23 protein-coding genes are annotated in these 25,724 nt (G+C 51.6%); 6 read left to right on the top strand and 17 right to left on the bottom strand.

The window, feature by feature from the left end:
* Window position 1: 1 nt before the first annotated feature.
* A complete protein-coding gene (cfpA, locus tag ACYQ2L_RS11425) occupies window positions 2-1,978 on the bottom strand; it encodes a cytoplasmic filament protein CfpA (RefSeq protein ID WP_460055643.1) in 1,977 nt (658 codons plus the stop codon).
* 109 nt (window positions 1,979-2,087) lie between these two features.
* Window positions 2,088-4,736, bottom strand: a complete 2,649-nt coding sequence (locus tag ACYQ2L_RS11420) for a hypothetical protein (protein WP_460055641.1) — start codon at window positions 4,734-4,736, stop codon at window positions 2,088-2,090.
* Window positions 4,737-4,842: 106 nt separating this feature from the next.
* Between ACYQ2L_RS11420 and ACYQ2L_RS11415 the strand changes: the two genes are divergently transcribed.
* A complete protein-coding gene (locus tag ACYQ2L_RS11415) occupies window positions 4,843-5,985 on the top strand; it encodes a nucleotide-binding protein (protein ID WP_460055638.1) in 1,143 nt (380 codons plus the stop codon).
* Window positions 5,986-5,998: 13 nt separating this feature from the next.
* On the top strand, window positions 5,999-6,574 hold the full coding sequence (locus ACYQ2L_RS11410; RefSeq protein ID WP_460055636.1) for a hypothetical protein: 576 nt from the start codon (window positions 5,999-6,001) through the stop codon (window positions 6,572-6,574).
* A gap of 235 nt (window positions 6,575-6,809) precedes the next feature.
* Here ACYQ2L_RS11410 and ACYQ2L_RS11405 read toward each other — a convergent pair whose 3' ends face one another.
* The 14 genes from ACYQ2L_RS11405 to ACYQ2L_RS11340 form a co-directional block, all read right to left on the bottom strand.
* The gene (locus tag ACYQ2L_RS11405; RefSeq protein WP_460055634.1) at window positions 6,810-7,799 is read right to left on the bottom strand and encodes an SDR family oxidoreductase; all 990 of its coding nucleotides are present in this window, start codon (window positions 7,797-7,799) and stop codon (window positions 6,810-6,812) included.
* A gap of 78 nt (window positions 7,800-7,877) precedes the next feature.
* Window positions 7,878-9,248 (bottom strand): radical SAM protein, encoded by a 1,371-nt coding sequence (locus ACYQ2L_RS11400; protein WP_460055631.1) that lies wholly within the window; start codon window positions 9,246-9,248, stop codon window positions 7,878-7,880.
* Entirely contained in the window at window positions 9,238-10,341 is a 1,104-nt protein-coding gene (locus ACYQ2L_RS11395) for an NAD-dependent epimerase/dehydratase family protein (protein WP_460055628.1), read from the bottom strand. Before ACYQ2L_RS11395 ends, ACYQ2L_RS11400 begins: the two co-directional genes overlap by 11 nt.
* Window positions 10,338-11,633 (bottom strand): beta-ketoacyl-[acyl-carrier-protein] synthase family protein, encoded by a 1,296-nt coding sequence (locus tag ACYQ2L_RS11390; RefSeq protein ID WP_460055625.1) that lies wholly within the window; start codon window positions 11,631-11,633, stop codon window positions 10,338-10,340. The genes ACYQ2L_RS11395 and ACYQ2L_RS11390 overlap by 4 nt, the downstream gene beginning before the upstream one ends.
* Window positions 11,634-11,672: 39 nt before the next feature.
* Entirely contained in the window at window positions 11,673-12,689 is a 1,017-nt protein-coding gene (locus ACYQ2L_RS11385) for an AIR synthase related protein (RefSeq protein ID WP_460055622.1), read from the bottom strand.
* The gene (locus ACYQ2L_RS11380) at window positions 12,686-13,741 is read right to left on the bottom strand and encodes a diacylglycerol/lipid kinase family protein (RefSeq protein ID WP_460055619.1); all 1,056 of its coding nucleotides are present in this window, start codon (window positions 13,739-13,741) and stop codon (window positions 12,686-12,688) included. The genes ACYQ2L_RS11385 and ACYQ2L_RS11380 overlap by 4 nt, the downstream gene beginning before the upstream one ends.
* 18 nt (window positions 13,742-13,759) lie before the next feature.
* A complete protein-coding gene (locus tag ACYQ2L_RS11375; protein ID WP_460055616.1) occupies window positions 13,760-14,944 on the bottom strand; it encodes an aminotransferase class I/II-fold pyridoxal phosphate-dependent enzyme in 1,185 nt (394 codons plus the stop codon).
* Complete coding sequence (locus ACYQ2L_RS11370) at window positions 14,944-15,192, bottom strand: acyl carrier protein (RefSeq protein ID WP_460055612.1); 249 nt, start codon at window positions 15,190-15,192, stop codon at window positions 14,944-14,946. Before ACYQ2L_RS11370 ends, ACYQ2L_RS11375 begins: the two co-directional genes overlap by 1 nt.
* On the bottom strand, window positions 15,189-16,397 hold the full coding sequence (locus tag ACYQ2L_RS11365; protein WP_460055609.1) for an NADH:flavin oxidoreductase: 1,209 nt from the start codon (window positions 16,395-16,397) through the stop codon (window positions 15,189-15,191). Before ACYQ2L_RS11365 ends, ACYQ2L_RS11370 begins: the two co-directional genes overlap by 4 nt.
* 1 nt (window position 16,398) lies before the next feature.
* Window positions 16,399-17,397 carry a UbiA family prenyltransferase gene (locus tag ACYQ2L_RS11360; RefSeq protein ID WP_460055606.1) on the bottom strand — a complete coding sequence of 333 codons (999 nt, stop codon included), beginning with the start codon at window positions 17,395-17,397 and terminating at the stop codon, window positions 16,399-16,401.
* Window positions 17,398-17,489: 92 nt separating this feature from the next.
* Entirely contained in the window at window positions 17,490-18,695 is a 1,206-nt protein-coding gene (locus ACYQ2L_RS11355; protein WP_460055603.1) for a hypothetical protein, read from the bottom strand.
* Between the two features lie 114 nt (window positions 18,696-18,809).
* Window positions 18,810-19,916 (bottom strand): succinylglutamate desuccinylase/aspartoacylase family protein, encoded by a 1,107-nt coding sequence (locus ACYQ2L_RS11350; RefSeq protein ID WP_460055600.1) that lies wholly within the window; start codon window positions 19,914-19,916, stop codon window positions 18,810-18,812.
* Complete coding sequence (gene rimK, locus ACYQ2L_RS11345) at window positions 19,916-20,809, bottom strand: 30S ribosomal protein S6--L-glutamate ligase (RefSeq protein WP_460055597.1); 894 nt, start codon at window positions 20,807-20,809, stop codon at window positions 19,916-19,918. The genes ACYQ2L_RS11350 and rimK overlap by 1 nt, the downstream gene beginning before the upstream one ends.
* Before the next feature lie 7 nt (window positions 20,810-20,816).
* Window positions 20,817-21,275 carry an ATP-dependent zinc protease family protein gene (locus ACYQ2L_RS11340; protein WP_460055594.1) on the bottom strand — a complete coding sequence of 153 codons (459 nt, stop codon included), beginning with the start codon at window positions 21,273-21,275 and terminating at the stop codon, window positions 20,817-20,819.
* Window positions 21,276-21,441: 166 nt separating this feature from the next.
* Between ACYQ2L_RS11340 and ACYQ2L_RS11335 the strand changes: the two genes are divergently transcribed.
* From ACYQ2L_RS11335 to ACYQ2L_RS11325, 3 genes are read left to right on the top strand one after another with little or no spacing between them, the layout of a single operon-like run.
* On the top strand, window positions 21,442-21,903 hold the full coding sequence (locus tag ACYQ2L_RS11335; protein ID WP_460055591.1) for a MarR family winged helix-turn-helix transcriptional regulator: 462 nt from the start codon (window positions 21,442-21,444) through the stop codon (window positions 21,901-21,903).
* Complete coding sequence (locus ACYQ2L_RS11330) at window positions 21,900-22,292, top strand: FMN-binding protein (protein ID WP_460055588.1); 393 nt, start codon at window positions 21,900-21,902, stop codon at window positions 22,290-22,292. The genes ACYQ2L_RS11335 and ACYQ2L_RS11330 overlap by 4 nt, the downstream gene beginning before the upstream one ends.
* Entirely contained in the window at window positions 22,264-22,827 is a 564-nt protein-coding gene (locus tag ACYQ2L_RS11325; RefSeq protein ID WP_460055585.1) for a flavodoxin domain-containing protein, read from the top strand. The genes ACYQ2L_RS11330 and ACYQ2L_RS11325 overlap by 29 nt, the downstream gene beginning before the upstream one ends.
* Before the next feature lie 183 nt (window positions 22,828-23,010).
* Here ACYQ2L_RS11325 and ACYQ2L_RS11320 read toward each other — a convergent pair whose 3' ends face one another.
* Entirely contained in the window at window positions 23,011-24,609 is a 1,599-nt protein-coding gene (locus ACYQ2L_RS11320) for an ATP-binding cassette domain-containing protein (RefSeq protein WP_460055582.1), read from the bottom strand.
* Window positions 24,610-24,879: 270 nt separating this feature from the next.
* On the opposite strand from ACYQ2L_RS11320, the gene fic reads away from it, so the two are divergent.
* Window positions 24,880-25,485 (top strand): protein adenylyltransferase Fic, encoded by a 606-nt coding sequence (gene fic, locus ACYQ2L_RS11315; protein WP_460055579.1) that lies wholly within the window; start codon window positions 24,880-24,882, stop codon window positions 25,483-25,485.
* The last annotated feature ends 239 nt before the right edge of the window (window positions 25,486-25,724 follow it).

Here is a 25,724-nt window from a genome sequence, read left to right as displayed (position 1 = left end):
CCTAAAGCTCCTGAAGGTCATCGCCCGAGATATCTCCTTTTCCTGGAGATACGTCCGCCTGTCCCTTGACCGCTGATCCGGTACTGGCCTTTTGAGGCTGGGACGAGACATTGGGGACGGAATCCTCATTCATGTCTTCATAATCTGAACCGAAGCTCATGGTAATGTCATCGCGGACAGTAGAACGTCGGCGCTTGAATGCTGCAAAAGCGGCATCCTGGAAGCCTTTTGAGATTCCATGCAGAAACTCGTTGAGCACATTAGCCATGCTGTTCAAGGTGTACTTCTTGCGCTTGATGCTGGTAATGTCTACATCCAGCAAGAGACCGGACTGAATGTGATAGGGATTGATCAGGTAGTCGAAATCATCAAACTGTTTCCGCAAGAATGCAACCCGCTGATCGAGTATTACCCGTTCCCTTGGATTCCGGTAATCATAGAGCACCTCAATGCGCTTCGTAATATGAGTAAGCATCTTCTTGAAGAGATCCTTTTCATAGAGATATGTACGGTTGAGACGTTCGGTCTCGGTTTCGTCAATCTTCAGACGGGTAATCTCGTTCCAGGTTTTTCGCATTTCCTGCACCAGAGGATCACCTGATTCCATGAAGGTGTGCTCCTCACGGCGCTTCTTGATTTTCTTGGTCAGACGACGGGCCAGATCTTCATAATCAGTCACACTGAAACGTGATCTGCCGTTCAGATATGTCTGCTCGACTACATCATAAAGCTTCTGGATTTCCAGGCGGAACGACTCAAGCTGAAGATCATAGGCATCCCGCTCCCGCTGAAGCTGCTCGGAATCGTAATATTTCAGTCGGATCTGATAGCGCTCATCAGGCAGCTGGTAAGGATCGGTGTCCTCGTATTCACGAACAATCAGTTCACGGGCGTTCTTCAGGTTTTCAACATACTGATAACCCATCTTACTGGTATCCAGAATCGATGTAATTGAATTGATGACGGTATTGAATCCGCGATTACGGATATTTTCCATATCGATGATCTTCTTCAGATTTTCCCGGATGTTGATAGGGTCAAACTGATTAGGATCGATCTCGGCCCGCAGCCCCTCGATCTTGTCCATCAGATCCTTAGCCAGGAAGGTGTAGCGTTTTGATGTCTCATCATCTGCATCGTCATCGGTAAAATCAGGAACCCGTTTCATCTTCTCGAAAATGATTTCCGAGTCCATCAGTTCTTCGCGCCCTTCGTCGATCAGTTGATCCTGATAGGCCTCGATCTGCTGATCAATAAGGTTGGTGATTGTCCGGCTGATCTGGTCCTTGATCAGGAACTCAACGGTTGCCTGATACTGGAAAATTGGGCTGATAAGCTCGGAATCCAGAATATTTACAGAAAGCTTGACATCAGAAACCGTTTTTGGCTTGTGGCCGCTGTCCTTGAAAGCACATTTAACCACCGAGTATGCATTCTCACCGCGGATAAATGCACCAACATCGGTTTTCTGCCGCAGCAGTGAGTTGGTTTCATTCTCCAGGTCGTTCATACCACGCTGTATATGTCCCTGCAGGTGACCATACATGTTAACAATCGATTTCTCGATTTCCCCGGTATTGAATTTATCTGATCCGGCAATCTCGTCGAGCATCGACGCAATTTCTTTCGGAGTATATCGAGCAAGGGATTTGTTCTCTTCCTTGTCAATAAAGTTCCGGATCTTTTTCACCATCTCGTCTTCAGTAGTGGTGATATACCGGTTGAACATATTCTGATAGTTCTGGTTAAAGTAGTTATACAGCTTTTCCTTCAAGCCGCCGGTTATATCCAGCTTTTCCAGAACCTCGGGTGGAAGTTTGGACTGGAGAGTATCCATGATCCGTTCTGTTTCTTCGTGAACAAGATTTTCATATTCACGCCTCTGATCCCGTCCCTCCTGGGCCAAACTGTTACGGGAACCGACGGCAGACGGTTTGGTCGGGTGAAAAATATTCGGACTGTGTGTCAAATCTGACATAATTATTCCTCCTCAGAAATCGCTCATCCTAATGCTACTGTGGAAGGCGAACCGCCTTCCCAATAATTTCACAGCGCTCGTCCGGTACAGCAAACCGAACCAACGACAATTATTGCTCATTCCATTGCCATACTGTTTGAGTATAGTCCAGACTCTTTATAAATGCACGGAATTCTTCCCGTTCCATTCGAGAAGTCCGATACATCTCAGCCAGAAATCCACTGGCGATTAACCACATGCTCTCTCCCTGACGGACCCGGTACACGCTGCCGTCCGGCAAGGTGAACTCGTTATCCGGGTAGATCCAGTCAGGATCACGGCGCTGCAGGGTAGCCTCCCCGATCGGGGCATAGCCGTTATTGTAGGCAATCCAGTTGGTTACTCTCAGCACCTCCTGTATTGACCAGAGATGACCCTCAGGCTCTGAACCTATATCGCGCACACTCCCTGGAAGGCTCTCTGCTTTGCTCTCGGCCGTGCTCTCTGCTTTGCTCTCGGCCGCATCCGGTTCATGCATGGCCGAACGCTCTTCACTGTCAGCTGGATCCACACCCGGCCCGGCAGGCTCAATAGGATCTGTCGGTTCACCTGTATCCGCCAGGTCGCCCGGGGCCGTCTGTTCGCCCGGGGCCATCGGTTCTCCCGGGTCTGCTGCATCTGCAGCCGTCCCATCCGTTCCATCCGTCCCGGAAACACCGGGTTCATCGGGACCTACCGAATCCCCGGAAACTGACGGCTCAATCATCTCAGCTGACTCAACAGGATCTGCGGTATCAGCAGGCTCTATCTGCTCTACATGACCAGTCGCGATCCGTTCAGTCAGGTCCGGTCCGGTACGTGACCGCAGCAAAATAAACACTGCACCTATCAGCAGAAGCAGAATAGCTGCCGCGAGCCATCTGTTCAGACCGCGATGCCATCTGAACCCGGCATGCTGATCCGCCCCTGCCCTCTGCCGACCACCGTCAACATTTGCTTTGCTGGCAGCTTCGCCAGTTACTTTAGCGTGCGTCGCCTTACTGCGCGCCGGCTTACCGGGCCTTTGGCCAGGTGTGTGACCAGACTGTCCTTCAGGTCCACGTTCTGGCTCTGCCCCAGCTACTGCAGTATTCTCTTCTGCGGCAGTTGTACTGTTTGCGACCCCAATGCTCTCCCCAGCTGCTGTAGAATCGCTTGAACCCGTCGCGGCACCAGCTGCGGTTGACTGCGATGTCTTCGCAGGACTGACCGGAGCTTCAACATGAACAACATGCCTGGCAGCCAGGAGCTCATGCAGGGTATCACTCAGCCGTGCCCTCTCTGATTGAAAATATCTCTGTCTATCCGGAATTTCCAGAACTGCAGCAACTTTTTCCCGACCATGGGCACATGCGTCCAGTACACCGCGTGACATGCCGTCTATAGGCAGGAATATCTGACTGATTGCTCTTCCATGACGATGTATGAAGGCAGTCACCGGCATCGGCAGGAGACGGTGCCCTGATTCAATTTCTTCAGAAAGTGTCGCGGCTTCTGCAATCTCCTGTCCCAGGAAGCGCTGGTTCCATGCCCACAGGCGAACTGCCAGCTGTACGAGCTGATCAGATGTCCCGCAGATGCTGCCCAGCAGATCGCGGCGCCCCCCCTCCGAAAGCTCAGCATAATCCTCAAGTAAATCTCTTGCCTGCTTGCCCATCATCCTCTGCAGTGAGGTCTGGGCAGCATTTAGATCGTCTTTGGCGCTTTCCCTGTCAAGCCGATAAAGTACCCCTCGCAGCATAGGCGGGTGCACTCCTGATCCTCCAATCCAATCTATCCCTTCCGGAGGATCAAGCAGACATTCGGGTACAGCCGATAGCCTGTCATGAAGCTGCAATCCAGGTTGCTTTGGCAGGCAGGTTAATTGCGAACTCTCATCTTCAGACAGAAGACCTTCAACCTGTCTACAGCTCACACCTGCCTGCTCCATTAGCTGCAGTAATGCAGAGGCCCCCCCTGCTGCGGTGTCTGGATCTGCTGTTTCGGCATCTGGAGCAAGTACAAAATCCAGCGAAGCGCTGCGCGTTTTCTGCCACTTGCAGAAGTTGAGAATGGTATCCCGCTGGGCCTGCCCGCTGAAACAACGCAGCAGGCCCAAGGGCAGCATTGCATATGCAGCCTGTTCCACGGTCTGCTCATCAAGATACACACTCTGGAGCTGTCCGTCGGCGTAGAGGATCGGTGCCCCATTGGGCAGCAGTACAAAGCCATGTCCAGTCAGATCCTGTTCGCGGTAGGCACCGCGGATTCCAGATACAATGTCGTGAATCCGCTGCAGCTGATACAGTGAATGCCGGTCCCGTTTTTCGCTCTCGAACAGATCAAACAGGCGATGTCCATCCAGATAGGCACGCAGATTTCCGTCATTATAGAACACGACGCGTCCGCCTTCCTCCTTCTCAACATCACTGGCAGGTCCAAGGGGTTGATCGGCGATCTGTTCATTACGGATAAAGTGCCGAACCGCATCGACCAGCTCCTGCGGGCCAACATAATGCATGTGATGAGACACCGGCTTTTCCAGACAATCAGCTTCAAGGAAGTAGTTGCCGGTCATGCGGTCTGTAAGAATTACTGATCCGATATGGCGGCGGATGTCCCGGGGAATAAAGGCACTGCTGCCGATGCGCAGAAAAGGCCGATACTTGCGATCGGCTTTTCCCATGTAGATGACATAGCATTCACGATCAATCACATAGACGCGATTTCTGTTCATGGTCTGTTCGTTCATTTTCCCCACAACATCTCTAACTATAGTTCAACAAATGTCCACTGTCAGCATTATTATTAAAGAATACTGGTATTCGCCTCAAATTTCGGGTAGTATTGAGCATATAGGTGGGGATATGGTAATAACACAACGCAGAAGAAGCAAAATAATTCCAATTGCAGGCGGTAAGGGCGGAGTCGGCAAGACCGAGCTGTGCGCCAATCTGGGAGTCCGCCTCGCTCAACTGGGTCATGATACGATCATCATCGATCTGGATCTAGGCGGCTCAAATCTGCACTCAGCTCTTGGGATCAAGAATCGTCATTCTGGAGTTGGTAACTTTCTGTCCGACCGACGGCTGAATTTTGAAGATCTGATCTGCCCTACTCCTTATACAAACCTGAGTTTTATTCCCGGCGATGTCCTGGTGGCCAACACTCCGAATATCGGTTTTGCGCAGAAAAAAAGTCTGATCAGCAACATCGAAAAACTGGAAGCTGATTACATTCTTCTGGACCTCGGGTCGGGGGCTAATAACAATGTGGTCGATTTTTTCCTGATCTCGAATTCGGGTATAATTGTTACTTCACCGCACGTAGGTGCGGTACTGAACGCCTACAGCTTTCTTAAAAACACAGTATTCCGCTTTTTGATGCGCGCTTTTTCCGGGGAGTCAGAAGTAGAGCGCTTTCTACGCAAATCCATAAAGGAACGCCGCCCCGGCAACCCGGTGTCCGTGGCTTCGGTTATAGAGGACATGAAGAAGTTCGACAAGGAACAAGCCAAAAAAGCCGGCCACTATATCCGGCTGATGCAGCCCTCACTGGTACTGAATCTGGTGCGCAGCAGTGATGACCTGAATATTGCCGAAAGCCTCAGGGACCTGACCGAAAAGAATCTGAGCGTAGACCTGACGGCTCTGGGTTTTATGATTCATGATGACCATCTAGCGGGATCACACCGCGCACATGCCCCGATCACCACCGCTCTTCCTGACAGCCTGCTGGCTTTCGAGGTTGACCGAATTGCCCAGAAGATTGTGCAGTCTCCGGAATTCCCTACCCTTCCCCTGGAAAAAGAGCTGTACAAGGATTCCTTTGAGCTGATGCATCTTGAATCAGCAACCGATCTGGCCCAGCTTCAGGAATCACAAAGCCAGGGAGGTCAAAGCCCTCAAGCCAACGCAGAGGAGTTTATAGAAATCCTTACAGCCCAGAAAAAGCAGATCCGTGAGCTCCAGAACACCGTACGCCGTTTATCGGTGCATCAGCGATACTAAAGGACATTACCATATGTTCCACAGCAATAGCGTTCCCAGACCTCCTCATGTCACCAAACAGGTGCATCAGCAAAAGGCATACTATACCATTGACTGGTCGATTCTCGAGCCGGTATCCAGACATACGATCAACTCCCGGGTGCCTTCACTGCCTGGCATCTGGGAGCTGTATTATCTTGAGAACTCACGCATACCGCGTTTGCTGAAAATGGGCAGGGCTTGGTACGGCGGACTTCGAAATGTGCTGCGCCTGGAGGCAGACGGCAGCGAACTGCAGAACAGGGACATGCAGGAAATACTGGAAAGCGGTGACAGCTACTATCGCTACACGGTGTGTGAAATCGCCGCTGATCTTGAAGAAGTCTACGAAGTACTGGCCAGTCTGCGCGGAATTCCCTGCAACTATATACCTGCAAAACGCTACCGTGAAGTGCGGATCCAGGAGCCGGATGAAATGAGAATCAACCGCAACCGTACACCTTCCCAGGCAAAGAAGCCTCCAATTCCATTCGGCACCCAGGTACCCAACATGTTCGATGCAATGCGTGCAATGCAGGAGATAGAGGACGATAAGCAGAACCCTCAATGATTTTCTCGATACTCATGTCGTGATCTGGCTGTATCAACGTGACCGCAGCCGCTTTTCCGAGCTTGCACTGGAGATTTTTGACTTGTGATCCCTTTGACCGTCTCATTACTGCTAATGCTGAACTTCACTCTGCAATTCTACTTACAAAAAATGAATTAATACAAAAGCACTACCGCCATTCCCGTTGGTAACTGATTCAGTATGCCGCAGGGAATTGCGGTGCTGCCATCCTGGCTTATGTTCCGAGGCTTTGCATATCAGCGATAATCCGGTCCATGGTGGCGTCGAGAACTGGATCGCTTTTCTGCTGTTCGGGATTCTGTTCATACCAGTCAATTATTTCACGGACGCCCTGGTGGAAGGGGATTACGGCCTGGAAGCCGGGGACGAGGCGTTTGAGTTTGCTGTTGTCGAATACCATGGAGTGGGTTTTGTCACCAAGTAGTCCATCACCCCATTCGCGATCATAGCGGGCGATGACTTCCGAGGGGGCACAAACAAGTCGGGCTTCAGTGCCAAGGGCACGGGCCATGAGCTGGGCGATGGCATTCCAGGTGAGGGCTTCGTCGGAGGTAATGTGAACGGCTTCGCCAAGGGCTTTTTCATTGCCGAGCAGACCGATAAGGCCTTTTGCAAAGTCGCGGTGGTGAGTAAGGGTCCAGAGGCTGCTGCCGTCCCCGTGCATGACTATGGGCTTGCCGGCTTTCATGCGTTGTATGTTGGTGTAGCCGCCGTGCAGCGGTATGAGGGTTTTATCGTAGGTGTGCGAGGGGCGAACGATGGTCATAGGAAACCCGCTATTTATGTACTCGGTCTGCAGTAACTGTTCACAGACGGCCTTGTTCCGGGAGTATTCCCAGAAGGGGTTGTGCAGCGGGGTTGATTCCGTTACCGGCCAGGAGAGCGGCGGAGTGTGGTAGGCGGATGCGCTGCTTATAAAAATATACTGACCGCAGATATCGCGAAAGCAATCTATGTCGTTCTGGATGTGAGCGGGTACAAAGGCCATGAACTGCACAACGGCGTCGAAGTAGCGACCCTTGAGCAGGGTTTTCAGTTCCTGCGGATTGAAGAGATCACCTCTGATTTGCTCGACTTCCGGTGGAAGCGGGCGGAGTTGAGTCTTGCCGCGGTTGAGCACGCTCAATTCCATGCCTTGTTCGACTGCCAGTGCGCTGCAGGCGGAGCTGATAATTCCGGATCCGCCGAGAAATAGTATTTTCATGTCTGTCCCCTTTTTATGGTGTTCTGTTCAGTATAGCATCCAAATCGGGATTCTGCGGCTGCAGTGTCTCCTCTGCCTTTATTTCAGATCGTAGAGCTTCCGGTATATGGGAGTCATACCGCCTGGGTCCCATACTCCGGATATTTTGCTGCTGGACTCGGGAGTCAGGGGCAGACGCCCCCGGTTTTCCTCAAGATATAGTTCCCGGATGCCGGGGCTGCACTGCTCGCAGAGCCAGGCCGTTCCGGGCTGACTGAAATCGCTGCGCATGCGGGCATAGATCCGTGCAAAATCCTCCTCGAGAACATTCCCGTAGCTTATGTTCAGGAATTCGCAGGGCTGCACATCACCCTTGGCATTGATATAAAACCGATCAGTTCCGCCGGCTGTACAGCCGAAGACTTCAGAACTTTCCTCGATCAGCTGGGCAGAGATCGGGGGGTAATCACGGTAATCGGGGTGCTGGTTATAACGCGTCACCAGTTCTTTGGCATGCGTGAGATCGTCCTGGCTGAAGCGCTGCGGACCGTCCACCAGCCAGGCGCCGGCAGGCTTGGGGTGAATCAGCTGTAGTATGCTGATTCCCCAGTCGCGGGCCAGGTTCATGACTTTTTCGAAGGTTCCATTGTAGAAGTCGTCTCTGGATAGACATGAGTTGGCGGCGGCAATCAGCCCGGCCTCCCGGCAGAGTCTGATTCCTTCCCGGGTTAGATCCCAGCCTCGGTCCGATCCCATACAGCGTGCGAAACCTTCCCGGTCGGCGGCCCGCAGGGAGAACATGAGGGCGGTCACGGGATAGCTCTTCAGATCGGTCAGCCGACCGACTGTCAAGCCCTCGCCGGTTGTGTTAATCCAGATCTCCGAACGGTCGTCGATAGCTGCACAGAGCCTGGTGAGCCGGTCGAATTTCAGAAAGGGATCCCCTCCCTCTATGTTGAAAAACGCCACCCCGCTGTTCTGCAGATGCCTTGCAATCTCGACCAGCCGCTCTATGTCCATGTCCTGTCCCTTGTCCAGGCGCTGGTAACAATGCGGACAGGCAAACTTACAGGCTGATGTAATGGAAAGCAGCACTGTGGTGCAGGGAAACATATCATCGAACTCAAGGAATTTCTCTGCGGCATGGAAGAAGGCCCGGCTTGGGTATGAGGGCAGGTAGAGCTCGAGACGAGCCCCGGATCCAGAGCTTGCGCTGCCGGCAACACCAGTGCTGCCGCCGCCCATTACAGCAAACTTGTTGTGATCGATTATGCGCAAGAACAGCAGCATGCGCCGGGAAAACGCCGTAAAGCGCCTCGGGCTGAGCCTGCCGCGCAGCATCAGAGGGAGAAAATGAAAAAAAACACCAAGGATCACCCGTATTTTCAGGAGCCGCCGCCGGATGCCGTATAGGCTTCGAAAGCCCTGAATCTTATGGATATCCTGACTTTTATTATTGTCACGAATCATTGTGACTCTCCTTGCCCCGGACAGTATTTCGTACTCCGGCTTGCGGCAGCAGACCCTGCTGTATATACCAGTCGACAGTCCTCTGCACTGCCTGGTCAAGCGGGGTGCCATTCGAGAATCCGAGCAGCTCACGGGCCTTGTCAACACAGAATTCATTGTTGTCGTACATCATATTTACCCGTGCACGGGTCAGCAGTGGAGCGCTTTCTTTCCTTAATACAACATACAGCAGCTCGAGCAGAAAACCCACGGGATACACAAGAAACTTCGGCAGTCGATGAACTGATCCGAGTCCAGCTGTCTCCAGGAATAGATCATACAAATCAGCCATGAGCGGGGTTTCGCTGTTCCCGATAATGATTCTATGCTGTCCGCTTAGCTTATTCTGCTGCTGTTTCTCCCAGGCAAGATAATACGCCCGGGCAAGATCCCCTGCATAGATAACCGGAAAATGATTTCGCCGGCTGCCTGGTACCAAGCGGTTTCCATCTGCCACGGCTTTCATATAGTCATAGAAACCAGAATGAAACTCGCGCTCACCAAAAATCCATACCGGCTCGATTACCACAAGATTCAGTCCATGCTCCCCGGCAAAATTCATGCAGCGGCGGGTGCACTCGGCTTTGGATACCCGGTAATGATTCATTGCTGAAGGCAGAAATCGCTCACAGAAGTAGGAGGTCTTCGGTTTATAGGGTGAGTTTTCACTCTTTGCCTGGCTGAAGTTCTCTTCCCCATAGGAGGACACCGATCCGGTAATAATGACATTTGTGATTCCAAGTTCAAGAGCGGCACGAAGCACATTCAGACTTCCTTCTACATTGATTCGATTCAGGCGGGAGGCAGGTGCCCAGTCGGAGGCAAGCGCAGCGCAGTGAACTACCGAGTCGGCTCCCTGCATGGCCTGCACAAGACCTGGAAAATCCAGAATGTCGGCGCAGCGAATCTGAAGTCCCTGCGCACCACCTTCCGCGAGAAATGCAGCAGACCCCGGATGCCGCTCAAGGGCAATAACATCGATTCCCTGTGTAAGAAAGTGCCCGGCAGCGTGACTTCCTGCCAGGCCGGCTGCTCCGCTAATGCAGACTGTCATCTGTCCTCCAGAGACGAGAATCCGAGACCGGCATTATGCCCACCAAAGCCGTAGCTGAAGGAGAAAGCAGAGCGGATATTCAGTTCTCTGGATTCGGGACTGAGATTCAGATCGGGTAGTGCTTCGCTTATATGATTCCCGTGCACGATGCCTTCATGAATGGAGATTGCTGTCACAGCGGCCTCAAATGCTCCACTGGCTGCAATGGTATGACCGAGCAGTCCCTTGGTCGAGTTTATCAGCGGCTGCTTGTCAGCGGACCCGAACACATCCCGAATGATTTCTGCCTCAAGGCTGTCATTCAGCTCGGTTCCGGTTCCATGGGCATTGATATAATCAGGGGGAGCGTTCCGGGCCTGCAGCAATCGGCGATAGAGTTCGCGGATGCGGTCACCGTTCCGGCCAATCTTGACGATGTTCCAGGCATCTGAATTGGACTGATAATCAGTGATCTCACAGTATATGTCTGCTCCGCGTCGGCGGGCATGCTCGAGCTCTTCAAGCAGCAGCATGCAGGCCCCACCACCGGTAAAGAGAAATCCGCTGCGGTCTGTACAGAAGGGCCGCGGGTTTCCATCCTTCGCTCGGGTCAGGGTGCCGAGCACATCGAACGATCGCATGATTCCACCATCTTCATCCGGGAAATACTCTGCCCCGCCAGCCAGAAAAGTATCTGCATAGCCGTCTCGAATCTTACGGAAGGCCTCACCGATTGCACAGGTACCGGATGCACAGGCGGTATTCAGGCTGGAGCACTCTCCACCGAGCTCAAGCAGAATCGATATCCAGGCTGCAGGTGAGTTTGCCATGACGTTCATGGCTGTCATAAGCGGAAAGCGGGACGCTTTTGAGACCGGTACATCTGATAGGGTCGAATCGATTAGTTCAGGATGATGCGCCCGATAGGCAGTGAATGCAGCCTCGAGATTACTGACTCCGCAGCCCAGCAGCACCCCGCAATCGCCCAGGGTCTTTGCATGCAGATACTGCTCTCCCGCTTCCAGTTCAAGACCGGCATCAAGAACGGCAAGTACGGCAGCCTCGACAGCCAGCCGCGAATAGCCATCCATTATTTTTCCGATTGCAGGAGGGAAGCCGCAGGAATCAAAGCCTGATTCAGGCAGAGGCACCTTGAATCTCGATTGAAAATGATACCTATCTTCATAGTCAGCTGGTATAGGCTTCGGTCTTAACCCCATTGCCAGAATATTGTCCTGGAAATCTTTGCGTCCGCTTCCAAGCGAACTGACCGGACCAATGCCGCTTATTACCACTCTTCTCCTGCTGCCCATTTAGTTCTCCTCGGTTGCTACACCCGGACTGAAAATACTTTATCCATTCAGCCAGTCAGCCAGACGCCGCAGATACACAGCACGGTCGGCATAGTCACGGCCGCGGATTTCAAAAGTACTCATGTCATAGCTGTGTCCCTTGTAATCAAGTTGTTTTGTACCGGGATCTGCCAGCACACCAATCCGGATGAATGGACAATCATGGTGTTCAGCATCGCGGCGGAAGTTTCGATCCTGTTCTGGAGGTACTGCAAAAACCAGCTCGAATTCCCCTGCTTCACCGAAAAACAGCAGTAGCTCAGGTATTTTCTTGATCCGTGCTGCCCAGCGTCCCGGCCGGATTATGGGTATATCTTTCAGCATGAAGCCGGTTCCGGATTGTCTGGCCAGCATATCTACTGCATTATAGCCGCCATCACTGCTGTCAATGGCGGCAGAGGCATAGCGGGCGATGAGTTTGGCGGTTTCGGTGCGCAGCGGAATGTGCAGGTGCCACAGCCCCGCCGCCCGGATGCTTAACGAGGTTCCGCCGAAATGCTGAATATAAGCCTCGAGATTGCCCGCTCCGAAGGGAGAGCTTGTGTAGAGAATATCTCCTGGCTTTCCGCCGTTTCTCAGAACATGCCGCTCCTCTGCTACACCAATAACAGACACACAACAGCGCCATTCATCGGCAATGCCGAAATCGCCGCCGAGGAAATCGGCACCGCATTCACGCAGTACATCCGCAGTACCGCGTACAAAATCAAGACAGTAGTCCCGGCTCCATTTGCTGGATATGGTAAGCGCATGGCTGAGAAATCTGACATGCCCACCCGAAGCGTGAATATCGGAGATTGCACCGGCAGCAGTGTTCCAGCCGAGATTGTATGCAGAATCCTCACGGAAGCAGTCTTCACCCGAGAATTCGTCGATATTGCTGAGCATTCGGCATGGCTTCTCTATCATGAAGGATTCGGCATCAGCAGTGAACACTGCAGCTCTGTCCTTGCGCCTGCGCGATGCCTCGCTGAGTATGCTATGCATGTCCCGAATCAAATTCTCTTCTCTGCTCATTTCCTGTTTCCTGACTCTCTTTGCTGCGGCTCGGTGCTCCTGCTTATAAGTTTCAGCGGCTCTTCCACCGTGCTGATTTTACAAGGCAGAAATCCGCGACAGTCACCATCAAACTCAATTGTCTGCCCGATCGATTCTTCACTGACCGAGACAGAAATTTCCCTGCAAAGCTCCAGTATAAACGATTCCGTGGAATTTTTCCTGCAGCCGGAATAGATCCAGCAGAGCCCTCGAAGTAGATTCCAGTCCCGGCCCCGAGTAATTCTCATGAGGTAGAGCCCCGGTTCTGAAACCTTTATTCCGGCCCCGGGGTAGCCATCATATACCTTGATTCCCGAAGCGATATAGCGGCTGCGACCGGCCGAAATACTGTAGACTTCATGACAGATCTGCTTACTCAAGCGGCCGGCATGATCAATTATATCCAGTTCACAGGAACCCGGCATATAGCGCCTGAGGACACGAATTAGCGAAGCAAAAGTGCCTGCCTTATCCCCGATCCGCCCGCGAATACCAGAGTTTGCGGCTTCCGCCAGTGCTGGGCCGATTCCAACATTGACGCAACAGCCAAAACAGGAACTCCGGTCAAAACTCCTGTCCGCGGCGAATGTTCCAGTAACCGGGCGGCTGTTGTAAATCACCAGTCCCGGCAGCATTGAAAGCAGTGGAGATATCTCAGGAGAGCCTTTTGAGCTTTCTTCCGCCACAGCGGTGTCAACAATAAGCTGCACCGCAGCCCGGATATCCAGCGGTATGCCGTAACTCCGGCAGAAATCAGGGCTGGTACCAGTGTAGATCACGCCCATTACAGCAGCAGAAATGCTCCGGCCTTCCTCATTGTAAAAGCTGCTTAGCACCCGGTTTATGGTCCCGTCACCCCCCACCGCTACAATAATATCATAGCCCTGCCGCTGCGCCTGTTCTGCAAGAACGCTGACATCATCCAGGCTTTTACTGATCGCGTAATCATATAAGAGTCCGGCCTCCCGGGCATAGCGGTGGATCCGTGAAAAGAGACGGGCACTGCTCCCGTGCCGGGATCCAGGATTCATCAGCAGAAAGCAGGACATTCAGAGTTCCGGAATCTGCAATGACGAGAGCACAGCAGCAGCTTGCTGAACCGAGGCATCAGACAGGTTTGCGCCGGCAATCAGACGTACCCGGCCTTTTCCTCTCGGGACAGAAGGATAGATAAATGGAGTTGCCAGTATTCCCTTATCGAAAAGCTGCCGGGTCAGCAGCAATGTTTCTGCATCCCCCCCTGCATCAATCGATGTTATTGGTGCATCACCGTATGCCAGAGGCAAATCTGCTGACTGCAGAGCCTCAATCAGGCAGGATCTATGCTGCCACATGCGCGCTGAAAGTGCAGAAAAATCGGTCTCTATAATATCGAGTACAGCATGCAGTCCACCGATGATTGCCGGCGGCAGGGCTGTAGAATAAATGAGCTGACTGCAGTTGTAACGAAGATAATCGATTAGAGACTTCTTTCCGGCAATCATACCCCCGGAGCAGGCCAGTGCCTTACCCAGAGATGCGGTATAAACTCCCTCATATTCACTGATTCCTGAGTGCTCGAGAATCCCCCTGCCGCTGCTGCCTAAGACGCCAATACCATGTGAATCATCAATAACCGGAACCGCTGAGTATTTCCTGCAGAGTTCTACTATATCCTGGAAGGGAGCGATTGAGCCTTCAGTGGAGAACACCGATTCACTGACCACAAAGACCTGTCGGTGAGCGCGTGCCATTTCAAGATTTCTCTCGAGTGAATCGCGATTATTATGCAGGAAAGGCCTTACCTTTGCTCCGGGCATCCGAAGACCTTCAATAAGCGATGAATGGGCATACTGATCCACCAGAATGGCGTCTTCCTCCCCTGCTATTGCCCTGAACAGGCCATTGTTGGCCTGATAACATGAGGGCAGCAGAATAGCATCCTCAAGTCCGACAAATGCGGCGAGTCTCTTCTCGAGTCTGCGAAATTCAGTGAAGCAGCCGGTTGCAATTGGAGTCCCGCAAAGTGAGGCGCCATATAGATCTATACTATGCTTCATAGCCGAGAGCACCCGGGAGTCTGCAGCCAACCCGAGATAGTTGTTGGCTGCCAGATTGATGAAATCCCGCCCCCCGATTCTGACAGGATCTGTGAGTCCGCCCTCCAGCTGCTGATAAAAGGGATTGAAGCCATCGGTATGTACACCTAATGAATAATCCTGCTCATGCCGGGCATAAAAATCCTGGATTGACACTATTGATCTCCAAGCTCGGGAAAATGCTCCTTCAGCATGGCGACTACGTCCCTGGCGGTCGTTACGCCTTTGAGCAGGGCAGTGTCCAGATTGAAATCATATTCATCCTCAATCGAGTTCAGAATCATGATCGTACTGAAAGAATCAATTCCAAGATCCTCGTTAAAACGCGAATCCAGAGTGACCGGGACGTCCTTGTTGTGACTGTTCTCAGCCACAATTTCCAGAACTTTTTCTTCGAGATTCATACCTGCCTCCGACTGCACCGGCTTACCTCATGTGTATCACATAGAATAGCGCAAAAATTGCAGTTCGTACATTTCGAACGATAATTTGCGGATCTTTCTTTCAGTTTTACTGCAAAATCCGGCTCGCAGATAAAGGGTCGACAGACACCGATCGAATCGCAGGACTCCTCGACCAGGGCTTTTTCCATTTCACGCCCATGTCTGAAGCCGCCTACAGAAATTATTGTCTTTCCGGTGAGCTTTCGGGCCTGCCGTGCATAATCCAGATTCCAGGCTGGTCTGAAGGGCAGAATTTTCTTGCGCAGAACTGGTGCCGCGATAAGCTTCCAGAGCCGGCGCTTGAGCGCACCTTGCAATCGATAACGGGGATTATGATCCAGGATCAGATCGAGCGGAGCATCCCCGCGAAAAATATTCAGCGGCATCTCCATGCTTCCATAACTGATTTCGATGCCATCTACTGGCTGCTGGTCAAGAAAGCGAATCAGTACCTCGAATCCTGTCGCTCCTGCCCCACCGGGAAGATCATCATCTGCACTGATTTTTACCAGCACAGGAAATTCCGGCCCACACAGTTTCCGGGTTTCTGAAATCACCTCTTCAAGAAGGCCTGTTCCGATGCCGCTGTTGTGATCAACCCCGTATTCATCCTTTCGGGTGTTTATACCGGGATGCAGGGACTGGTGCAGCAAGTAACCGTGGGCCGCGTGCAGCTGTACCGCGTCAAAGCCGGCCTTTCTGGCTCTATCAGCCGCCCTCGCAAAATCACCAGCAACCCGATGCAGTTCATCTGTGCTGTATGCACGGGGCCGGCTGCGGAAATAAGGGCTTCGTTTTCCGGAAATTCCCCGAACCAGCCCCCGGGGCAACGAAGCCGCCGAGGTCTGCCTCCCTGCATGAGCCAGCTGCAGGGCAATCCTGCCCCCGGCTGCGTGAACCTCCGAGCAAAGCCTGGTCCAGTATGGAATCGAGCTGTCATCTGCGATTCCGGCCTGTCCGGGCTGCATGGCCCTTCCGTCGGAAGAGACAAATGCGAAACCGCAGATAATCAGCCCTATATCAGCAGCAGCCAAACGGCGATAGAAATCAATATAAACAGAACCAGGATTTCCCTCCGGATCGGCCATACCTTCGAAAGTGGCCGTACGAATGATTCGGTTGGGTAGTTCTAACCGCCCGATATTGAGAGGCTCGAAGAGTTTCATCTCAAGCCCTCGGGTTTTTATGCAGGCTGAACAGAAAACCGACCATAATATAGGTCACAATGAAAACCTGCATGGCGATATGTGGGGTAAAGAGCGCAATAAATGCGGCGAATACACAGGTATATGCACGAAAATTCCCTTCCAGGTGCCGGTAGGCTGAAGCCCCATGAGGATGCCGGGAAAAATTGAGACCGTTCCAGATCTGAAGGAAAATCGTCAGCGAAATCAGGAAAAGAAAAACCGGGTTCAGGGGAACAGCAATTAACCCCACCCCTGTCAGCAGAAAGAATGCAGCTCCCGGGAGAAAGCCCAGTACAGCAGCCAGTTTACGCGCCCGATTCAAGCCGAGCCGAACCACCAGGGTATGTTTACCGGCTTCAGAATCACCCTCATAATCCTTGAAATAGGTGTAATAGGTCATGACTGCATTGTTCAGAACAGCCAGTGCCAGAACGCTGATCCAGGTTCTGGTGAATGCCTGACTCGGTACCGGTCCGCATGCCATAAAGCCGTACAGAGTACCGCAGCTTATAGACAGGCCGAATACCAGATTCCCCCAGATTCCCCATGCCTTGGCGTATTCATACAGCACATTCAGGAGCACGCCAGCCGTCAGTGGCAGCAGAGCCCAGGGATTCAGAAACAACGCAGTAATCAGCATACCGCCGGCAAGAAGCAGACCCGAAAGTAAAAGCGCCCAGCCATGTGAAAGTTCACCGCTCACCATCGGCCGCTGGGGGGCATTCACCCTATCTTCAGCCAGGCCAAGATAATCATTGATAATCTGATTGATTCCCCAGGCAATAAAAAGCAGAAACAGTATTACCAGAAGCCGAGGCAGTCCAGGTGCCTCCATACCATAATCGCCATGACCGGCAAGGTAATGATAATAGGAAACCCCCAGCCATCCGACCAGACCGGTGACAAAGGAGTAGTACAGGCGCATCGATTTTATGTAGGCCCTGAAAAAGCGGAACGTACGCTGTGCTGAATAAATCATAGTACAGGTAGTATAGCTCATGACTGTAAAAAAACCTGATATGGCCAAAAAAAACCGGCCCCGAAGGGCCGGCGTTATGGGAGAAACCCGGTCTATCTTGCCAGGGCCGAATTGGATCCAGTGCTGTACAGATCACTTGCAGATTTTCCGGGGGTAACCCTGAATGTGCTCCGATCGTTCCAGTTATCGCTGACAGGCACATTGTTCAGAATAATCTGGTACATGTAAGAGGTCTTGGAAGAAGGCTTATTTTGCCAATCACTTTCCCGGATTGAATCAAAATCGGATCTCGCCCTTACTAACTTGTTATTGCCAGTGGCATTGAAGACATAGGTATAGCCTGTATTGGCATGCAGGTTAACCTCCAGCTCGAAATGAGTTGCCAGAGAGGAGCCGGTAAAACGAAGAATCATACTGGTACCGTCCCGACGTGCTTCTACCACTCTGATCCTGTCAAAAAGCTGAAGTTTTTTCTGACCATAAATGGTCATAATTTCATCACCCTCTGCATCTACAGCAATCACCTTGTACGAAATACTTCTGTTATCAGTCTGCCAGTAAACATTGTCATCATCAGCATAAGTCTCAGCGAGGTTAACATTCAGGCTGTACTCATTTCCACTGCGGCTTAAAAGACTGTTACTTTCTCTGATTATTTCCCAGGTAGCAGGCTCTCCATGGGAAAGGCCAAATCCCGCAAAAGCGGCTCGACCCTCACGTTTGAATCCAATTTTGAATCCGGATACCTTGTCCGCATCATCATGGTCTGAATTGAGTGTCCACTTCAGACTGTTTCCGGCAAAACCATTACTCGGCAAATTAGTTGTTGTCTCAAATATCAGGTCGGACATAAGCGGAGCAAGAACAGTAACGGTAATTGCCTTTGAGTCAACTTCGCTTCCGTTATCTGCTACTACGCGTCCGAAAAGTTTGTAGGTACCTTCTTCGGTAAAGCTGACTCCCTGTTGACGGTTAATTACTTCTTCGATTGTTCCATCAAAGCGCTGGGAAAATCGATGTGTTGACTCACCTTCTACCCATACCTGGATAACCCCACCGGTGTCGGAAGCTGAGCTGCCATCTTCTCTGGCAATTTTCGCATTGACAGCAAAGTTTTTGAGTTCCACACCAATGCCTATTTCAAGGCTTTCACCCGCAGAAACCCAGGTGTTCCCATTCAGTACACGGAATACATCTATCTGCGGAACCGACGACGGAAATAATCCGCAGCTGGCAACCATCAGAAATACTGCCGATATGAAGGCTGCAGCCGACAAACCCTTGAATACATTTTTCATATTACCTCCAGTAACATTCATTTACTGGAAGCATAGGCCTCATACCTTAAACCGAGCTTAAATCGTGAAAAAATCTTCTGTAGACAGGGCACAGAATCTGGCAGTTTCCTCTTCTTAAATAATCTCATCCTCATCAAAAAGAGGATCGATTTCAAGCTGCTGATTGAGGGCTTCGACAGTGGCTTCGGCCCCCCGCATTTTCTCAAGCTGGGCAATATGAAAGAGCGCATTGCCCTCGTTAACCACCGGCAGAACTGCCCGACCGATTATTATTCCCTCATAGGGCGCTGCTACATCCGCCTCGACTTCCCCGAAGGGATCTGAAACCGTAGCCAGAACATCCCCCTCGCTGACGACATCACCATCGCTGCGATAGGTTCGCAGCAGGCCTCCCTGCGGTGCGCGTACCCAGCTGCTGGAGGTACAGAGGAGAGGCTCCCGCCGGGCGCGAGCAACACCCTTGGCCCCGAGCATGCCTCGGTCCTGAAGCACCCTGAGAATTCCGGATACTCCAGCGCGAACAGCCATCTCGTCGAAGCGCAGGCCCTCGCCGGCTTCGTACAACAGGATTTCGATTCCACGCTCCCGTGCAACCTGACGAAGAGACCCCTCACGCACCGGAGAACGCAGAATTACCGGCGCACCGAAGACACTGGCCAGCCTGAGAGCTTCGGGGTTCCCGGGAGACACCCTGATCTGAGGAAAATTACTACGATGTACAGCTGCAGAATGCAGATCGATTCCAAGCTCACAGCGCTCAACGATTTCACTGAGAAACAGATGCGCGAGACGAGCCGCCAGTGAACCCCCGGCTGAACCGGGAAATGTCCGGTTCAAGTCGCGGCGGTCCGGTAGATATCTGGATTGGTTCATGAATCCGAAGGCATTCACAATTGGTACTGCCAGCAGGGTTCCAGCAAGCTTCCCCGTGGTCGGCTGCTTCAGCAGTCTGCGGATTATTTCTACCCCAATCACCTCATCGCCATGTATTCCGGCACTGACAAATACCACAGGCCCCGGTTTTCGGCCATGAATAACATGCACCGACATGGTAACCGGCGTATGGTCCGAGAGCATGCTGACAGGAAGATTCACGGTTTGGCGGGTTCCGGGTGCAACCTCAACACCACCGATAACAAATGATTCACGTTCCGGATGCCTCCGGGTTGCGGCAGCCCTCAGCCCGGTCCGGCGAGTCTCGGGCTCGCCACTCTCCGACATCAACCTTTTCCTCTGGCTTTGGTCTTCCCGGGCACCGCATTCTTTTCTATGTACTGTATTATGAGTCCAGCAATATCCTTCCCGGTAGCCTTTTCAACGCCTTCAAGACCGGGTGAGGAGTTGACCTCCATTACTACCGGACCATGATTCGAACGCAGCATATCTACACCACAGACATTCAGTCCCATGGTCTTGGCAGCCCGCACAGCAGTCAGTCTTTCTTCAGGCCCGATTTTCACCTGTTCTGCGGTACCTCCGCGGTGAAGGTTCGAACGGAATTCGCCCTCAGCTCCGCTGCGTTTCATGGCAGCAACTACCTTATCGCCGACTACAAACGCCCGGATGTCGGAGCCGCCGGCTTCCTTTATAAACTCCTGCACCAGAATATTTATATTAGCCCCTCGAAATGCCTCGATTACTGATTTTGCCGAGCGGTCCGAGTCAGCAAGCACCACTCCGATCCCCTGTGTGCCTTCAAGGAGTTTGATGACCAAGGGCGCACCACCGGCAATCTTGACAACCTCTTCGGTATGCTTCGGATCATAGGCGAAGGTGGTCACCGGCAGTCCAATTCCATCACGGGCCATAAGCTGCATGGAACGCAGCTTGTCGCGGGAACGGCTGATTGCCACACTCTCGTTGACAGGGTATACCCCCATCATTTCAAACTGACGCAGAACAGCAGTTCCATAAAATGTAACCGATGCACCGATACGGGGAATGACCGCATCATAGAGCGGCAGTTTCTGCCCGTTATAATATATTTCCGGCCTGCGGGAGGCTATATTAATATAGCACTGGGTAGTATTGATTATGTCAAATTCATGACCACGTGCCAGCGCAGCCTCTTTCAGCCGAACATGTGAATACAGATTCGCGTTCCTTGCAAGCATTGCAATTTTAATGATGCACTCCTTGTCTCGCCGATGTTCGCGGCTCGGTTAACCACGAATGACTGCAATCCACCAGCAGTCTGTGTCCCGAGATCGCCGTCCGGCCAATAATCATAGGGTATTTCATATCTCCCCGGTCTGCCAGAGAAATCTCGATAATGTAATTACGGTCTGCAAGATGCAGATGTGTCTTTATAATAAAGCGTTTTTCCGGAATTCCACTGGTATTCTTGACTGCACGCCGATCTGCCAGAGGAGCCTCGCAGAAATCCGGTGCATCGTGTCCCAGTGAAGGTGGTCGAAACCGAACCCACTGTCGACCGTCTTTTTCAAAAGGCTCCACATCCAGAGCATGCAGGGCTGTCGTCCTGGCCCCGGTATCAATTTTCGCCTGGAATAAATCAAGTCCAAGGTCGGGAAGCGACACAATCTCGCGCCAACCGATCACCAGGGGCGGTTTTTTCATAGAAGTATCTCCGATAATCCAGGTTCATTTCCAGTTATAATGCTATGTAAACTAGCGGACAAGGTCAAGCAGAGAACTGCTTAAATAGCAAGAATCAGCATAGTACAGAAGGACCTGTAATAGTGAGGGCTTGCAACAACGAAAATAAAGTAACATATTACCCTTTATGCAGAATCATGAAGCTCATGTGCCACGCAACGAACTATTTGCCCGGCTCTTCGCCACTGCCAACCACCTCCAGACAATTGGAGACCGACATCTCGATGGAGTAACCACAAAGCAATGGTTTCTGATTGCCTGCGTAGGCCGCTTCGAACCGGAGCAACCGAGTCTGAGTGATCTGGTTCCGGTCGTCGGGAGTTCCCGGCAAAACATAAAGCAGCTTGCACTCAAACTTGAGCAGCGCGGCTTCCTGAGCATCAATAAGGATCCCCGGGATAACAGAATTATTCGATTATCGCAGACCGATTATTGCCGGACGTACTGGTCCGAACGTAGGTCCATGGACATGGAATTTCTGGATCGTCTGTTCAGCGGAATCAATCCTGAATCGATTCACCGGAGCCTGGAAACACTCAGAGCCCTGGATCAAAACATACAAAAACTACGAGGAGAAAACGGGAAATGAAACAATCACAGAAAAGAACAACACCAGCCATAGCGGTTACACTGTTGATTGCGGCAATTGCAATCACCCTCACCGGCTGCGGTACGATTGAAGTCGAACTGAACGGAATTGATTTATCAAGTGCACAGAACGGTCACTGGGAAGGCATACACGAAGCATTTCCTGTCAGCGCGGAGGTTCTGGTGCAGATTATGAGTCACTCAATCACCAATATCGAGATTATCCGGCACGATAATGGACGCGGCAGTGCAGCAGAATCAATTGTAGAACGAGTAATTGCAGAACAGGACACCAGGGTAGATGCTATAAGCGGGGCTACCTCCAGCAGCAATGTCATTCTGAAAGCAATAGAACGGGCAGTTGAAAAGGCAGTCAGCCATACAGAGTAAAACAGCAGTAGTCTACAAATCTCACTACGGAACAACCCGGCAGTATGCGGAATGGATTGCGGAAGCCTTGAATGCAGACCTCTATGATCTGAAGCATGAGAAACAGCTGAAAACAGCGCAGCTGCAGGCCTATGAATGTCTTGTCTTCGGCGGTTGGCTCTATGGCCGGGGGATGCTCTGCAAGGACTTCCTGGAAAAACACTATCCAGCCCTGAAATCAAAAAAACTGATTGTTTTCAGCGTCGGCGCAGCATTCAACAACGATGAGACACTGAAGGCCGTTACCGAAGCCAATCTTGACGCGGAAATGCAGCAGCATATACGGTTGTTTCATCTACGTGGCGGTCTGAACTATTCGTCTATGCGGCCGCTGCACCGACTTATGATGTTCCTGCTCAAAATGAAGCTCGAGGGGATTCCCGCTGCCGAGCGCTCAGCCGATGCCCGTGGCATAATCGCAACCTATGGAAAGGACATCAATTTTCTGAAGCGCGACAGTATTCAGCCCTTGATTGATTATGCAATCAAGGGCTGATTCCCGACTGTCAGTTTGTTCAGCAATTCAAGGAATGCGCCTGTACATGAAGGCTTGTGTTGTAAAAAATCAAAAATCTCTATGTCCCGTGTGAGTATCTACACCAACATGGCAGATCTGCCATGTTGGTGTAGGCGCTTCCAAGTCGATTAGAGATTTTTGACATGCCCGCACTTCATAGTGCTACTTTATTTTGGCGCACATCTTGAACTGCTGGAGTTTGTTCGTACCTTCTGTACTGCCGGAAATATACCAACTCAGGCTGCATAGACTTTCCCTGAATGCCCGGTCATGGGAAACGAGCAATAATGCTCCCGGCCAGTTCTGAAGGGCATCTTCCAAGGCCATGCGCGACGGAAGATCCAGATGATTTGTAGGCTCATCAAGAATAATCAGTTCACATTCACGCTGCAGTCCCCAGGATAGATACAGCTTTCGGAGCTCCCCTGAACTCAGGTACCGGATGCTACCGATACCTGCAGGCTCACCATTCAAGCGGGAATAGTACGCGAGCAGATCTCCCCTGGATTTGTCGTCCATTGCAGTCATAGCTGAATCGAGCATTGCCACACTCTCAAGCGGTAATTCCTGGGGAAGAAACAAGGTGTTGACGGTCGAGGCTGCTCCCTTTGCCGCGGTCGATCCGGTGGTTTGGCCTGCCCCGGCCACGCCAGCTGTCTCACCAGCTGCGAATGGAAACAAACAGCGAATCAGGCTGGTTTTCCCGCAGCCATTTTCACCATTCAAGGCAATTCTGTCTCCGGGACGGATCGCGAGATCGGGAAACTCCAGATGCTTCAGGTCCGAGAGCTGGAGCCTGCCCGCCTCCTGCTGCAGCAGAAAGCGTTTGCCGCTCTCATGTGCCGAGAGGGTAACACCAAGCTTGCGGGCAACCGGTCGGGAGCGTTGCTGCAGGTCAGCTACGGCTGCATCTGCCCTGTTTGCAATGCGCTTGCTCAGCTTACCGCCGAGCACATCCTTACCGCTTATCCGTAGTCCATCGATACGGGATTTGGCATCGTGATCCTTTGGCGCAAGCCCATGTTTCGAGAAATCCTTCTGATGCTGATCTGCTTTTTCCTTCTGCAGCTGGGCCTGCCGCTGGAGACGCTTTACTTCCTGACGCTGCTGCTCATAGCCACGCCGTGCCGTCTCATCTTCACGTTGCTTCTGCTCGAGTCCCTGGCTCAAACTGCCCGGTCGCAGCACTGCCTTCCCATGCTCAAGAAACAAAGTCGCGCTGCAGAGATTATCAAGAAAATCCCGATCATGGCTGACAATCAAAGCGATTCCTTTATACTCCCGCAGGCCATCAAGCAGAATCCCGAGTCCACGCTCATCCAGATGATTGGTCGGTTCATCAAGCAGCAGCACGTCTGGCTCGGCATACAGCGCTGCTGCAATCTGGGCCCGTTTCCGCTCACCAAAGCTCAGACTCTCCCAGCGCCATGGCCAGTCGTGATCAAGATGCAGCAGACTGAAGAGCTTGCCGGCAGCATTTTCACCGCTGTACATATCTGTGAAAAAATCATCCAGAGAATCTGGTTTACACTCAAGGGTCTGACGACAGTAGAGCCGTGAATCAGGGGCGGTAATACTTCCGCCTGCAGGAACGAGCTGACCGCTGATCAGCCGTAGCAGGCTGGTCTTGCCGGCTCCATTACTGCCGACCAGGGCAGTAAAACCCGGAGAAAGCGAGAAATCAAGCCCGGAGAAAACCGGATCGGAAGTGGAATCATACTGGAATAGAAGGTTCGAGACCTGAAGCTGAAACATGCTCATATAAGCTCCTTTCGGTTGCTGGTATGAGCGGCAGAATTGTGTGCAGAGAGAACGCGCCGCTGAAATCTGTCTGTTCTTCCCCGCTTACTGCCTCATGTTCAGATGATCTCCTTTGAAATTCCATAGTAGTAAATACCTGGTTCTCTGTCAATTCAGCCTGATGAAGCTTTTGCGTATGAGGACATTCCCGTAATTTGGTAATTTTCCTGCAATAGTTGTATAATTCGGAATGTCAATCACCCAGTAATAGGCTGGGATTGAGGAGATTTAATGATTTTGAAGAACAAACTCAACATAACAAGTCAGGTAGAACTGGCCAAAGCAGAAGAAAAAATCAGCAAACAAAAAGCCAGGCAACTTTTTGACTCCGGTGATATCAATACAGTAGAAGTCGGAACTTTTGCCGGACTGGCGTTTATTCATGCTTATTTATTCGGGGACGTTTATGACTTTGCCGGTAAAATACGTGAGGAGAATATCGCCAAGGGTAATTTTCGTTTTGCACCGCTCATGTACCTGGAGCAGTCACTCAAGCACATCGACATCATGCCCCAGGGCAATTTCGATGAAATCATCGAGAAATATGTTGAGATGAACATTGCCCACCCATTTCGAGAAGGCAACGGCCGTACAACCCGCATCTGGCTGGATCAGATTCTGAAAAACGAAATTCAACAAGTGATTGACTGGAATGCTGTGGATAAAGAGGAATACCTGTCTGCCATGGAGCGAAGCCCGATAAAGGATATAGAAATCAAAATACTCCTGAAAGCCGCTCTGACTGATCAAATAAATAACCGGGCGCTGTTTTTAAGGGGCGTTGATGTGAGCTATTTTTATGAAGGATACAGCGAATTCAAAACCGAGGAGCTGTAGGGGGGCTGCGATCTAAACGAGCTTCCTTCAATCGAATACGTCATCGAGTTGATTCCTGTTCGAGCGAGTCGAGCACCTGCTCACGGCTCTGCTGAGCCAACGCATGCTGCATGTCGTCACGAGACAAGTGAATACTGTGTTGTTGCTGCTGCTCTGTGTTCATATACCCTCTGAATCAATATGACATATATCGAACTGCTCAACAATTTCTCTTTGTTTTTCATCTAATATTAGGTATT

Source organism: Spirochaeta dissipatitropha, from assembly GCF_054657935.1.
The sequence above is the reverse complement of the archived record's forward strand: the minus strand, read 5'-3'. Positions and strand labels throughout refer to the sequence as shown.

Coding starts and splice junctions, on each gene's coding strand:
- ACYQ2L_RS11390 (WP_460055625.1), bottom strand. CDS start 11,633: ATGGGCAGCAGGAGAAGAGTGGTAATAAGCGGCATTGGTCCGGTCAGT.
- ACYQ2L_RS11350 (WP_460055600.1), bottom strand. CDS start 19,916: ATGTCGGAGAGTGGCGAGCCCGAGACTCGCCGGACCGGGCTGAGGGCT.
- ACYQ2L_RS11320 (WP_460055582.1), bottom strand. CDS start 24,609: ATGAGCATGTTTCAGCTTCAGGTCTCGAACCTTCTATTCCAGTATGAT.
- ACYQ2L_RS11370 (WP_460055612.1), bottom strand. CDS start 15,192: ATGAATCTCGAAGAAAAAGTTCTGGAAATTGTGGCTGAGAACAGTCAC.
- ACYQ2L_RS11380 (WP_460055619.1), bottom strand. CDS start 13,741: ATGAATCCTGGATCCCGGCACGGGAGCAGTGCCCGTCTCTTTTCACGG.
- ACYQ2L_RS11405 (WP_460055634.1), bottom strand. CDS start 7,799: ATGAAAATACTATTTCTCGGCGGATCCGGAATTATCAGCTCCGCCTGC.
- rimK (WP_460055597.1), bottom strand. CDS start 20,809: ATGCTTGCAAGGAACGCGAATCTGTATTCACATGTTCGGCTGAAAGAG.
- cfpA (WP_460055643.1), bottom strand. CDS start 1,978: ATGTCAGATTTGACACACAGTCCGAATATTTTTCACCCGACCAAACCG.
- ACYQ2L_RS11410 (WP_460055636.1), top strand. CDS start 5,999: ATGTTCCACAGCAATAGCGTTCCCAGACCTCCTCATGTCACCAAACAG.
- ACYQ2L_RS11360 (WP_460055606.1), bottom strand. CDS start 17,397: ATGATTTATTCAGCACAGCGTACGTTCCGCTTTTTCAGGGCCTACATA.
- ACYQ2L_RS11385 (WP_460055622.1), bottom strand. CDS start 12,689: ATGAGCAGAGAAGAGAATTTGATTCGGGACATGCATAGCATACTCAGC.
- fic (WP_460055579.1), top strand. CDS start 24,880: ATGATTTTGAAGAACAAACTCAACATAACAAGTCAGGTAGAACTGGCC.
- ACYQ2L_RS11415 (WP_460055638.1), top strand. CDS start 4,843: ATGGTAATAACACAACGCAGAAGAAGCAAAATAATTCCAATTGCAGGC.
- ACYQ2L_RS11335 (WP_460055591.1), top strand. CDS start 21,442: ATGCAGAATCATGAAGCTCATGTGCCACGCAACGAACTATTTGCCCGG.
- ACYQ2L_RS11330 (WP_460055588.1), top strand. CDS start 21,900: ATGAAACAATCACAGAAAAGAACAACACCAGCCATAGCGGTTACACTG.
- ACYQ2L_RS11365 (WP_460055609.1), bottom strand. CDS start 16,397: ATGAAACTCTTCGAGCCTCTCAATATCGGGCGGTTAGAACTACCCAAC.
- ACYQ2L_RS11340 (WP_460055594.1), bottom strand. CDS start 21,275: ATGAAAAAACCGCCCCTGGTGATCGGTTGGCGCGAGATTGTGTCGCTT.
- ACYQ2L_RS11400 (WP_460055631.1), bottom strand. CDS start 9,248: ATGATTCGTGACAATAATAAAAGTCAGGATATCCATAAGATTCAGGGC.
- ACYQ2L_RS11355 (WP_460055603.1), bottom strand. CDS start 18,695: ATGAAAAATGTATTCAAGGGTTTGTCGGCTGCAGCCTTCATATCGGCA.
- ACYQ2L_RS11395 (WP_460055628.1), bottom strand. CDS start 10,341: ATGACAGTCTGCATTAGCGGAGCAGCCGGCCTGGCAGGAAGTCACGCT.